The following is an 11,313-nucleotide window of genomic DNA, read 5'->3' as shown; positions in this document are numbered from 1 at the left end:
GGGTCTCCAACCTCTGCGCCATCTCTCTAGCCGAGCTCAACCGCTGGGTACGCCAGCAGCAGCGACCCCAGGCGGTGGCCAGGGCTTTGGGACGGCTGCCGCGGCCTCTCCTTCCCGCCACGCCGCTCTCTTCTCGTCCTTCGGCCCGACCGCCTTCTCCAGTCAGCCAGGGATCCCGGGGATCTCCGCTAGGCTTGACCCTAGCAGGGGTACAAAAGGCCCTGGCGCTGGTGTGGGCCTTGGCCTTTTTCTCGGCGGCGGGCTTGTTGGCCTGGCGCTGGTTAGATCCCAAGGGGAGCGAAGGGATCTGGCGGCAGTTGCCCCTGTCCCGGATCCCTTGGCTGCGGGATCGCAGCAGCCCAAACAGGGCATACTAGGGTGAAGGCTTTCTCAAGACTTGTCCCTAGCCATGACGGCAACGGCTGACCTTTGGCCCCAGCTTCTAGGCCAACTGCTGGAGCGGCAATCCCTTAGCGAGGCCCAGGCAGAAGAGTTAATGAACGGCTGGCTCACCAACCAAGTGCCGGAGGTGGTGTCGGGGGCAATCCTAGCAGCTCTCCAAGCCAAGGGGGTGAGCGCCAGCGAGCTGGCCGGCATGGCGCGGGTGCTGCAACGGGCTTCTCTGGGATCGCCGCTGGATCTGCCCCTCTTGGTGGATACCTGCGGCACCGGCGGGGACGGGGCTGGCACTTTCAACATTTCCACCGCCGTGGCCTTTGTGGTCAGCGCTGCCGGGATCCCGGTGGCAAAACACGGCAACCGTTCGGCCTCTGGCAAGGTGGGCTCGGCAGACGTGCTGGAGGCCCTGGGGGTGAACCTCAACGCCAAGCCAGAGCAGGTGCGGGCCGCGGTTACCGAAGTGGGCATTACCTTTCTCTTTGCCCCCCACTGGCATCCAGCTATGCGGGCAGTAGCTCCCTACCGACGGGCTCTCAAGGTGCGCACCGTTTTCAACCTGCTGGGGCCCCTGGTCAATCCTTTCTACCCCAACCGGCAGGTTATCGGGGTTTACGCGCCGGAGCTGGTGCCGGTGGTGGCCGAGGCCCTGCGCCTGCTGGGGCGGGAAGAAGCCATCGTACTCCACAGCCGGGAAGGCCTTGACGAAGCTGGCCTCGCTCAGCCCACGGACCTGGGCGTTCTCTCCCAGGGATCCCTACACCTAGAGGTCTTGAACCCGCGGGATTACGATCTCACGCCCGCACCCGTCCAGGCTCTCCAGGGAGGGGACTTGATGGAAAATGCTGCCATCCTCACCCGCCTCCTCCAGGGAGGCGGCGAGCTTGCCCAGCGGGATGTGGTGGCCCTCAATGCAGCGCTGGCGCTTCAGGTGGCGGGAGCTGTGGCTGACTTGAGAGCTGGAATTGACCGAGCGCGGGAGATCCTTGCCAGCGGCGCCGCCTGGGATCGCCTGCAAAAGTTGGTCAACTTTCTGGCTTCCTAAAACTCCCGCCCTCGCCCAAAAGCCAGCACCTCGTCTACCCCTAGGCGGGGCTTGCGCGGCAGGTTGCCCGGTGCAGGGTAGCCCACCGCCAGCAGCATCACCGGCACGTAGCGGTCGGCAATGCCGAACTCCCGCTTTACCCCTTCTGGGTCAAAGCCAATCATTGGCCCGCTTGCCAAGCCCTTTGCCTGCGCCGCCAGCATCAAAGCCATGGCTGCCAGGGCCCCGGAGCGAATCGCCTCATCCCGCGCCAAAGTGGGGTTGTTGGCGTAGGTGGCTTGGGCCATGTTCACCCAGCTTTCCGCCCCTTCCGGGGAGAGGAGGCCCGCAGCGACGGCTCTTTGGACAATTTCAGGCAGCTTCTCATACCCCCGCAGATCCCCCAGGACGATGAACACCACTGCCGCGTCCGCCACCTTCTGTTGGTTGTAGGCCAGGGCTTTGAGGCGCTCTTTGTCTGCAGGATCGGTGACGGCTACGAACCGCCAGTGCTGGATGTTAAAGGAGGAGGGAGCTTCCGTAGCATAGGCAACCAGCTCCTGGATCTCCGCCTCCGACAGGCGGCGGCTGGGATCAAACTTGTCGGCGGAGATCCGCTCTTTGAGGGCAGCTAGGACGTCCATGGGGATCCTCGAGAAGAGCTGCTACCAGAAAACCGAGGACAAAATCGCCTTCTCTCATCCAGCTTATCCAGCCTAGGGCCTCAGCAAGATCCCTCTCCCGAAGGCAGGTATGATAAAGGGATGATTGGAGCTGGATGCCCCCAGCCCCTTTGGGGAACCTCGAAGTAGCCAATAGCAAGCGGTGTGGTTGAGGGGGAGAGGCAAGCGGTGGACTTCGGGCGCGTGCTGACGGCAATGGTGACTCCCTTTACGCCTGAGGGGGAGATCAACTACGAAGAAGCCGCTCGCTTGGCCGATTACTTGGTAACCCACGGCAGCGATGGCTTGGTGGTCTGTGGCACCACTGGCGAGTCTCCCACCCTGAGCTGGCAAGAAGAGTACGAGCTGTTTCGGGTGGTGCGAGATGCCGTGGCTGGCCGAGCCAAGGTCATCGCTGGCACGGGCTCCAACTCCACCCGCGAGGCCATCGAAGCCACCAAAAAAGCGGCTCAGTTGGGCCTGGATGGCTCTCTCCAAGTGGTGCCCTACTACAACAAGCCCACCCAGGCGGGGCTCTACGAGCACTTCAAGGCCATTGCCCAAGCCAGCGACTTGCCCATCATGCTCTACAACATCCCCAGCCGCACGGGGGTAAGCCTACAGCCGGAAACGGTGGCGCAATTGGCGGAGATGGAGACGATTGTCGCCATCAAGGAAGCTAGTGGTATCATGGACGTAGTTTCTGAAATTCGGCGGCTTACCCCCTCCCGCTTTAGCATCTACTCAGGAGATGACTCGCTGACCTTGCCGATTTTGTCTTTGGGGGGGAGAGGAGTAGTCAGCGTAGCTAGCCATTTGGTTGGGCTACAGCTTCAGGAGTTGATCCAGAGCTACCACAGAGGACAGCCCGAACAAGCCCTGGCTCACCATCTCCGCCTGCTTCCGCTGTTTAAGGTTTTGTTCATCGAGACCAACCCCGTTCCCATCAAGGCGGCGCTAGAGATGCAGGGTTGGCAAGTAGGTCGGGTGCGCCCTCCGCTAGCGCCTCTGCAAGCCAGCTCTCTACAGGTTTTGCGACAAGTGCTGCAAGGGATGGGACTACTGGATGGGGCCCAGGGATCTGAACAAAAAGCAGCAAAAGCTTCATGACTCTGTCTAACTAGGGGGCTTTCGTGGCATTTTCCCGACTGGAAAATGGACAGGTCCTAGTAGCCAAATTCAGCTAGCACCGCTGACTTGGCTGGCGGGGTTTGTCTGGAGGGGTTTTGGTTGGCTTGATTGTTACAAACCGTTACATCTAGAGGATCCACAGCGTCTATGCGAACACCACGGACTTCAGTTGCCTCTCGGTCAGCAGCTGCTCCAGCCCGGCCCACTTCCTCTTTGCAGATGATCCCGCTAGGCGGGGAGCGGGAGATCGGCAAAAACACCTGGGTCTTCCGCTACGAAGACGACATCATCCTGGTGGATGCTGGCCTGGCTTTCCCCGATGAGACGATGCACGGGGTCAACATCGTGCTGCCAGACATGACCTATATCAAGCAAAACCGGGACAAGCTGCGGGCACTGGTGGTTACCCATGGCCACGAAGATCACATCGGCGGGATCCCTTACCACCTACGGGAATTTGACATCCCGGTCATCTATGGTCCGCGCTTAGCACTGGCCCTGCTGGAGGAAAAACTGCGCGATGTGGGCCTTTTGAATCGGACGGAATTGCGCCCAGTTGGGCCGCGGGATATTGTGCCCCTGTGCAAGAACTTCTTTGCCGAATTCATTCGCAATACCCACTCTTCCGCCGACAGCTTTACGATAGCCTTGCACACGCCGGTGGGCGTTGTCATCCAGACGGGCGACTTCAAGATCGACCACACGCCGGTGGATGGCGAACGCTTTGACCTCCATCGGCTGGCCGAGCATGGGGAAAAGGGCGTGCTTTGTCTAATTAGCGACTCCACCAACGCTGAGGTACCCGGCTTTACTCCCTCTGAAGCCGCAGTAGTGCCGGGCCTTACCAAAGCCATTGCGGAAGCCAAAGGACGGGTGATTATCACCACCTTTGCTTCTTCGGTGCATCGCCTCAATTTGGTGTTGCAGATTGCCGAGCAGCAAGGCCGGGTGGTGTCTCTGCTGGGTCGCTCGATGTTAAATGTAGTGGCCCATGCGCGGCGTCTAGGTTACATCCGCTGCAAAGACGAGACGCTGCAGCCCATGCATGTCATCAACAGCCTGCCGGACGACAAGGTCATCATCCTCACCACTGGCTCCCAAGGCGAGCCTCTAGCCGCTCTGACCCGCATTGCCAATGGCGAGCACCCGCAGTTGCAGATCAAGCCAGGAGATACCGTGATTTGGTCGGCCAACCCCATTCCCGGCAACACGCTGGCGGTAACGCGAGTCATCGACAAGCTGATGGAGCTGGGGGCCAATGTTATCTACGGCAAAGACAAGGGGCTGCATGTCTCCGGCCACGGCTGCCAGGAAGACCAGAAACTGATGATTGCCCTCACACGCCCCAAGTTCTTCGTCCCTACCCACGGGGAATACCGCATGCTGGTCAAGCACGCCGAAACAGCAATGAGCATGGGGATCCCGCGGGAAAACATCGTGATCATCAACAACGGCGATGTGGTGGAGGTTAACCAGGAGCGCATCGCTGTTGTCGGCAGGGTGCCGGCGGGGGTGCAGATGATCACCGCTTCCCACGATGGGGTGCTGATGGACGAGATCCTGCAAGAACGGCAGCAAATGGCCAGAGATGGGGTAGTGACGGTGGTCATCAGCTTGGATGGCAGGGGCAGGCTGCTCTGTACGCCTCAGGTGCAGCACTTGGGCTTGGCGGGAGAGGGCAACTTTAAGGGATCCGACCTAAAACCCCTGGTAGAGGACACCCTCCAGCAAGCTTGGCCGCGCTTTGCCCGATCGCTGGAGCGGGGGAGCCTTGAGGTTGACTGGGCCGGCCTTAAGGCGGAGGTGGAGCAAGTGGTGCGCCGCTTTGTGCGGGAACAACTGCCCGGCAAGCCGACAGTGTTGGTCTTTGTGCAGTCGCCCGAAGAGGAGTCTGTGCCAGTAGCTTCCCTGCCGGTTGGGGAAGCCCAGCTGGCCCTAGGACGGCGGCGGCGCTCCTCAGCGGCGGTGGCGGCTATGGACTCCGTCCCGCTTACGCGATCGTAAGACTGGGTGGCTGGCTCTTCAGAGCTTCTCTCCTGGACTGGGCCCCAGCAAGCCTCTAGGGGAGAGCTCTGCCTTTGCCTCTGGAGAAAGGGATCCCACCTCGCTAAAGGGCGGGCAGCGGTTTTGGGGCGGGAGGGGCTGCTTTAGGATCCTCAAGAAGGCCTCCGCCAGATCGGCATATCCCCGGTCGTTGGGGTGAAAGCCATCCGCCAGCGGGCCGGGGAAGAAAGACTCGCGGCGGTAGGAGCGGGGATCGCAGAGCAAGTCCACTACGGGGATCCCCTGTTGGCTCAGGGGGTTGATGGCCCGTTGGCTAAGGCTGACGGAGACTAGAGCCAAAAGTTGCCGCAGGCCGCTGGGCTGCTGCTGGCCTAGGGGAATCAGGGCAAAGTTGGGCAGGTTGGCCACTGCCAGGCGAGCTTGGGGGGCGCGAGCCCGCACCGCCTGGAGCAGAGTTTGGTAGTCGGCGGCAAACTGTTGGATCTGGCGTTCAATAAAGGCTAAGGGATCCTCGCCCTGCAGGGCGCGTTGGGCTGCTGCCAAGACAATAGCGTTGGTGTCGTTGCCGCCTACCCAGATAGTAATCAAAGTGGCGTCGGGGGGGATGCGCGGCACTTGATCCTGGAGCACGTTGGCGGGGATCCCCGCCCTTAGAGCTTGCATGGCCGGGCTGAGCACCGCTCCCGAGCGGCCCAAGTTGATGAGCTCCACCTGCCCCGGCAGGAGGCGGGCTAGGCGCGGGACATACCCCGTCCCGTTGGGACAATCCAGGGGCTCCGAGCGCTGCGGGCGGGTGCCGGCGGCGTTGGCCGGGCCATCGCAGGAGATGGAGGCGTTAAAGCCAACGGCATCGCTGGCTCCCAAAGCCACATAGCGGGTGAGGGGGGTCGAGCTGGGCACGACAACAGCAGGGGGAGAACAAGCGGTCAGCCCCCAACCCAGCGTCCAGATGGCCATAGAAAGCAGCAACCCACCGGTTCTGGGGTCTGGGGGCGAGGGCGCTTGCGTAGCCAGTTGCAAAGAGGAGCCCATAGGGTAGCTTTGCTGCAGAGGTGGGGAAGCCCCCCAGCCAAGCTAACCAAAGATCCGCCAGCCAGCGAGTATGGTGGGAGTATGGCGCTGCGTTTTTGCAAGTCCCGCACCTACCACGATCCCCTACACGGCGCCATTAGCCTGGATGGCGGGGATCCGGTCGAGGCCTTGCTGATTCGTCTTATCGACACGCCGGCCTTCCAGCGCCTACGTCGCATCCGCCAGTTGGACACGGCTTTTTTTACCTTCCACGGCGCCGAGGGATCTCGCTTTACCCACTCGGTGGGAGTGCTGCAGGTTACGCGGCGGCTGTTTGACAAGTTGGCCCGCCGCTACCCAGAGCTGCGCCCCTACCGCGCCGTCACCCTGGTTGCCGCTCTGCTGCACGACATTGGCCATGCCCCCTTTAGCCATGCGGGCGAGGAGATCTTCGGCTGCCGCCACGAGATCTGGACGGCGCGCATCGTGCGGGAGGATCCCCAGATAGCCACCCTGGTGGCGGAGTTTGACCCGCAGCTGCCGGCTCAACTGGAGCAGGTGTGGCAGAAACAATTCCCCCTGCCGCTGGTGGGGCAGCTTATTGCCAGCCAACTGGACTGTGACCGCTTCGACTACTTGATGCGGGACAGCCTGCTTACGGGCGCCCAATACGGCCACCTAGATCTGGATCGCATCCTCACCGTGTTGGACTACGACCCGGAGACGGGATCCCTTTGCATTCCTGCTCGCAAAGGCCTAGGAGCCATCGAGCACTATCTGGTGGTGCGCTATTTCATGTACACCCAAGTGTACCAGCACCCCAAGAGCCTGTGTGCCCGCTTTATTTTGGATCGCCTCTTCAAGCGGGCGCAGGTGCTCTTGCAAAAGGGGGAGATCGAGTTGGATCCCATCTTGAGGGCCTGGTGCTGGGCCGCGCTGGCGACGCAAAAGGGAGATCCCTTCGAGTTGCCTCTGCCCCTCTATTTGGCCGCTGACGATGTGATGTTCAGCTACCCTTTTCGCTTTTGGGCCATGTCGGGGAGGGATCCCATCTTGGCCGATTTGGCGCGGCGCTACCTGGAGCGGGATCTGTTCAAAGCCCGCAACATCACCCGCTTGCCAGAAGAGCGACGCCAAGAGCTGGTGGCAACTCTGAGCCAGAAGATGCAGCGAGATGGCTTGGATCCAGAAAGCTACTTGGGAATTCGCTCCGCCCACGTCCAGGGCTACAGCTTCTACGACCAAGGGATCCAACTCAAAACCGAGGACGGCTACGTAGAAATTGCCCAGCTCTCGCCGCTGGTGCGCGCCCTAGTGGAAACCCAAGGCCAGGTTTGGCTCATCTTCCCTCGCCCCTACAGCGATCTTGTAGAAGGGGCGCTGTCTGCTTAAAGGGTTATGTTAGCCCTGAGGGCCCTGGCCATTGTCCTGCTGGCGCTGCGGCTGTAAGGACTACGTCCCGCTGACGCGAAAGGGCATGCACCTGGGATCCGCTGCCGTTGAATAAGGACTACGTCCCGCTGACGCGAACGGAAGAGCTACGGGAACATGGTCTAATGGGGAATGTAAGGACTACGTCCCGCTGACGCGATCGGGGAAACCCTAGCGCCATGCAAGTCTTGGTCATTGGCTCTGGGGGACGGGAGCACGCTTTGGTCTGGAAGCTATTGCAGTCCCCTCAGGTGACTCGAGTCTACTGGGCTCCTGGCAACGGCGGCGCCCAGCAGATGGATCGCTGTCAACCGGTGGCTTTGGCCGCCACGGACATCGAGGGACTGGTGCGGTTTGCTACCGTGCAAGGGATCCGCCTGACGGTGGTGGGGCCGGAGCTGCCCTTGGTGGAGGGAATTGTGGACGCCTTTCAGGCAGCGGGGCTCCCCATTTTTGGCCCCAGTCGCGCCGCCGCCCAACTGGAGGGAAGCAAGCTCTGGGCTAAGCAACTGATGCAGGAAGCAGGGATCCCTACGGCTCCGGCTGTGGGCTTTGCCGACTTGTCCGAGGCGCTGGCCTACCTGGATTCCAGGACTCCGGCAGGCGAACATAGCTATCCTGTCGTGATCAAAAAAGATGGGCTGGCCGCCGGCAAGGGGGTGACCGTTGCCCACAGCCGAGAAGAAGCCGTGCAGGCCCTAAAGGCGGCCCTGGCCAAGCCCGGCGAGCGGGTGCTCATCGAGGAGTTCCTCGTCGGCCAGGAGGTGTCGGTGCTGGCCCTGACGGATGGCCGGATCTGCCTGCCGCTGCTGCCTGCACAAGACTACAAGCGCCTTGGCGATGGCGATACTGGACCCAACACCGGCGGCATGGGGGCCCACGCCCCGGCAGATCACCTGGTCACCCCCAAGCTGCTGGCCCGCATCCAAGCACAAGTGCTGGATCCCACCCTGCAGGCGCTGCAACAGCGGGGCATTCGCTACCAAGGGGTGATCTACGCTGGCCTGATGATTACGCCCAATGGGGATCCCTACGTCTTGGAGTACAACTGCCGCTTTGGGGATCCCGAAGCCCAGGTTATCCTGCCCCTCTTGGAAAACCCTCTGGACGAGGTGCTGCTGGCCTGCATCGAGGGGCGACTGGCCAATCTTCAGCTGCGGTGGAAGCCCGGCTATGCCGCCTGTGTGGTCATGGCCGCCCCCGGTTACCCCGACAGCTACGAGCGAGGGATCCCCCTTGCCGGCCTAGAGGCTGCCGCCGCCACCGGAGCCCTGGTGTTCCATGCCGGCACTCGCCAGGTGGGCAAGCAGCTTCTCAGCGAGGGTGGGCGTGTCCTCTGTCTTACCGGCCAAGGGGCAACGCTGGCAGAAGCGCTGCGCCAAGCCTATGCCGCTGTGGAGCAGGTGCAGTTCCCCAAAGCCCACTACCGCTCCGACATTGGCAGCCGCGCCCTCGGGCCGAAGGTCCGCCTAGGTGTGGTGCCCGATCCGTAGGCAGATCATGGCCCCAGAGAGGTCGCTTCTCCAGGGCCCCTAAAGCAGTTTTTAAAAAAGCTTTGATACCTAAACCTTAGCTTCTCTGATGACGAGGCAGCAACGATAGTATCGAAATCTCAACTTTCCGTTGATTTTCTCAACAGTAGACAAGAAAGGGGCTTGCCGGAGTTTCTCCCAGCGAAGGCGAGATTCCTGAGACCCCAACCCAGGGCCACAAGTTAAGGCTCAGCTACGGAGAGAACCAGCGGAAGTTCAAGGGATCCTCCCGCCAAAGCCAGCGAGGTGGGATCCCTAGCCCTTCCGTCAAGGCAGCGGGCCTTGGCGCGGCCTGAGGGTCGCAGTCGTAGAGGGTGGTGGTGTAGCGATAGGTGCGCGGCGGCCCACCCTTGAGCCGGATGCCGCTGATCTCAAAGAAGTAGGGTCGATTGGGCTGAATGGATCCCACCGAGTAGGTGAGGGTTTCTAGGCCAAAGGCGGGATCCCCAACCCGGATATCCCAAACCGGCACCGCCTCGCCGGTAAGGGTATCGGTGATGCGGATCTGGGCCTGGCTGAGGTCAGACAAGCCGCCGCGGCTGGGCACTGAGAAAGACCAGCGGTAGGCGGACAAAGGCTGGCCGGAAAACCCCTCAAGGCGGTACAGGTAGCCGTCTCTTTCTGGGAAAGCAATAAACTCAGGATCCGGTACCGACTCGTCAAAGCCGAAGATCCAATTGGCATTGGCCTGAGTTACCCGTCCGGCCCGCGGGTCGAAGACGATGCCGTAGGCTCCTTGGGCATACTGGGGATAGAGGTTCCAGCGGCGGTGACCCACATCTACAAAGTTCTCTCGGCCCGGCTCTGCAAAGTAGATATCTACCTGGCGGGCCAGCACCTGCCCTGGGTCAGGGCCGTTCAGCTCCAGAATTGGGCCAATGGCCAGGTTGCTGAAGCGGGCTCCTGCCTCTCCGGCGGGAGTCAAGCAGCGCCAAGAGGGAGGTGGCTGGTGGCTGAGGGCGCCATTGGCCACCTGCAGCAGGGCCGCCTGCTGAGCGGCCTCCAAGAATTCGGGATTGAGCTTCACCGGCGGCAACTTGTGCAACAGCCGCAGAAAGTTCAACCGATCCATCATCTTCTGGGCTGCTGCTGGGGTGAGGCGACCGGGATTGCAGATGGCAGCCTGAGGCTGCTCGGCGTAGATGGGACCAGCAAAGGTGCGGGTTTGGCGATCCAACTGGCAAAGAAAGCTAGCAATTGGCAGCTCCCCTGCCCGGGGAGGCTCTGGAGCCGTGGGGGATCCCTCCCCATTGCAGGCCGTCAAGAGACCAAGGCAGAGCAGAATGACCAGCCCTACCCCCCACCGCTGCTTTAAGCCAAGCAGCCGCTGCCAGCGCATGCAAAACTATCGGCCAGCGGGAGTGGGGGTGGGAGTGAGGCTAGGGGGGCTAACCGTGCTGCCGCTGCTCCCGTCGCAGGCAGACAACAGCCCTAGGCACAGGAACAGAGCCAGGGTGCTCAAGAGCTTGCCGGTTCCTGGGGTAGGTTGGAGTGTAGCCATAGTAACAAATCTCCAAGACGCCGCTGGGTTTGACTCCGTTTTATCCCATAGGGGGGAGTGCCAAGGCTCCTGTCGTAGTGCTGCCACGGATCCCCGCACCTATTTGTCTTGGCTGCCGAATCTGGCTGCTCAAGGGATGATCTGAAACTCCAGGTTGTGGGTCTGGAGCAGGTCGATTGTCTCGTGGTTGGTGATGTTGGTGTCAGCCAGCTCCAGGTTGTAGAAGTCGATAAACTCCTCGCCGTCGAAGTAGGGGCCAGCGTGCCAGGTGCCCAGCTCCAGTTTGATGAAGCAGTCGCCAGCCACTCGAAAAGCTTGAATCCCGTCCACCTGCAGCTCGTCGGCAGGCAGCGCGACGGCGATGAACCACTCCTTGCCGTGCAGGGATCCTAGGCACTGGGTGCAACGGGTGTGGCGGGTTATTTGGCTGAACTTGAGGCCAGGACGGAGCAAGCGCATGAGGTAAAAGCGGGGCTGGCCCTGATTCAAAAACAACTGGGCATCTTAGCTGTCGAAAGGCTTGTCGTCGGGATCAGGGTAGATCGCCTGCCCGTAAGGGGCAAAGTTGGTAGTGTCGCGTATTTTGTGGGTTAAGCATGGAGGGCGGAATGGACCGAGAGG

10 protein-coding genes and 1 pseudogene are annotated in these 11,313 nt (G+C 61.5%); 6 read left to right on the top strand and 5 right to left on the bottom strand.

Going from position 1 to position 11,313, the window contains the following annotated elements:
• A pseudogene (locus tag NW860_RS02125) lies at positions 1–377 on the top strand (hypothetical protein); the annotation flags it as partial.
• 32 nt (positions 378–409) lie between these two features.
• The gene (trpD, locus tag NW860_RS02120) at positions 410–1,441 is read left to right on the top strand and encodes an anthranilate phosphoribosyltransferase (protein ID WP_414512109.1); all 1,032 of its coding nucleotides are present in this window, start codon (positions 410–412) and stop codon (positions 1,439–1,441) included.
• Here the strand turns inward: trpD and NW860_RS02115 are convergent.
• The gene (locus NW860_RS02115; protein WP_414394834.1) at positions 1,438–2,064 is read right to left on the bottom strand and encodes a nitroreductase family protein; all 627 of its coding nucleotides are present in this window, start codon (positions 2,062–2,064) and stop codon (positions 1,438–1,440) included. The genes trpD and NW860_RS02115 overlap by 4 nt on opposite strands.
• A gap of 207 nt (positions 2,065–2,271) precedes the next feature.
• On the opposite strand from NW860_RS02115, the gene dapA reads away from it, so the two are divergent.
• Together dapA and NW860_RS02105 are read left to right on the top strand one after the other, a co-directional pair.
• Positions 2,272–3,192 (top strand): 4-hydroxy-tetrahydrodipicolinate synthase, encoded by a 921-nt coding sequence (gene dapA, locus NW860_RS02110; RefSeq protein WP_414395145.1) that lies wholly within the window; start codon positions 2,272–2,274, stop codon positions 3,190–3,192.
• 168 nt (positions 3,193–3,360) lie between these two features.
• On the top strand, positions 3,361–5,217 hold the full coding sequence (locus NW860_RS02105; RefSeq protein ID WP_414512107.1) for a ribonuclease J: 1,857 nt from the start codon (positions 3,361–3,363) through the stop codon (positions 5,215–5,217).
• Between the two features lie 18 nt (positions 5,218–5,235).
• On the opposite strand, the gene NW860_RS02100 is transcribed toward NW860_RS02105, so the two are convergent.
• Entirely contained in the window at positions 5,236–6,249 is a 1,014-nt protein-coding gene (locus NW860_RS02100) for an SGNH/GDSL hydrolase family protein (protein ID WP_414512105.1), read from the bottom strand.
• An 81-nt stretch (positions 6,250–6,330) separates the two neighbouring features.
• On the opposite strand from NW860_RS02100, the gene NW860_RS02095 reads away from it, so the two are divergent.
• On the top strand, positions 6,331–7,620 hold the full coding sequence (locus NW860_RS02095) for an HD domain-containing protein (protein WP_414512102.1): 1,290 nt from the start codon (positions 6,331–6,333) through the stop codon (positions 7,618–7,620).
• Between the two features lie 218 nt (positions 7,621–7,838).
• Positions 7,839–9,152, top strand: a complete 1,314-nt coding sequence (gene purD / locus NW860_RS02090; RefSeq protein ID WP_414512100.1) for a phosphoribosylamine--glycine ligase — start codon at positions 7,839–7,841, stop codon at positions 9,150–9,152.
• Positions 9,153–9,384: 232 nt separating this feature from the next.
• On the opposite strand, the gene NW860_RS02085 is transcribed toward purD, so the two are convergent.
• The 3 genes from NW860_RS02085 to NW860_RS02075 form a co-directional block, all read right to left on the bottom strand.
• Positions 9,385–10,530 carry a CAP domain-containing protein gene (locus NW860_RS02085; protein WP_414512098.1) on the bottom strand — a complete coding sequence of 382 codons (1,146 nt, stop codon included), beginning with the start codon at positions 10,528–10,530 and terminating at the stop codon, positions 9,385–9,387.
• A gap of 6 nt (positions 10,531–10,536) precedes the next feature.
• Positions 10,537–10,692, bottom strand: a complete 156-nt coding sequence (locus NW860_RS02080) for a hypothetical protein (protein WP_414512097.1) — start codon at positions 10,690–10,692, stop codon at positions 10,537–10,539.
• A gap of 129 nt (positions 10,693–10,821) precedes the next feature.
• A complete protein-coding gene (locus tag NW860_RS02075; RefSeq protein ID WP_414512095.1) occupies positions 10,822–11,181 on the bottom strand; it encodes an ureidoglycolate lyase in 360 nt (119 codons plus the stop codon).
• Between the last annotated feature and the right edge of the window lie 132 nt (positions 11,182–11,313).

This window comes from Synechococcus sp. F70.1, assembly GCF_047502745.1.
Taxonomy (GTDB): Bacteria; Cyanobacteriota; Cyanobacteriia; order Thermostichales; family Thermostichaceae; genus Thermostichus.
This window is presented reverse-complemented; position numbering and strand designations above follow the sequence as displayed.

Excerpts from the sequence above, each read along its gene's own strand:
- NW860_RS02100 (WP_414512105.1), bottom strand. The coding sequence starts at position 6,249 with ATGGGCTCCTCTTTGCAACTGGCTACGCAAGCGCCCTCGCCCCCAGAC.
- NW860_RS02095 (WP_414512102.1), top strand. The coding sequence starts at position 6,331 with ATGGCGCTGCGTTTTTGCAAGTCCCGCACCTACCACGATCCCCTACAC.
- NW860_RS02080 (WP_414512097.1), bottom strand. The coding sequence starts at position 10,692 with ATGGCTACACTCCAACCTACCCCAGGAACCGGCAAGCTCTTGAGCACC.
- NW860_RS02085 (WP_414512098.1), bottom strand. The coding sequence starts at position 10,530 with ATGCGCTGGCAGCGGCTGCTTGGCTTAAAGCAGCGGTGGGGGGTAGGG.
- purD (WP_414512100.1), top strand. The coding sequence starts at position 7,839 with ATGCAAGTCTTGGTCATTGGCTCTGGGGGACGGGAGCACGCTTTGGTC.
- trpD (WP_414512109.1), top strand. The coding sequence starts at position 410 with ATGACGGCAACGGCTGACCTTTGGCCCCAGCTTCTAGGCCAACTGCTG.
- NW860_RS02105 (WP_414512107.1), top strand. The coding sequence starts at position 3,361 with ATGCGAACACCACGGACTTCAGTTGCCTCTCGGTCAGCAGCTGCTCCA.
- NW860_RS02115 (WP_414394834.1), bottom strand. The coding sequence starts at position 2,064 with ATGGACGTCCTAGCTGCCCTCAAAGAGCGGATCTCCGCCGACAAGTTT.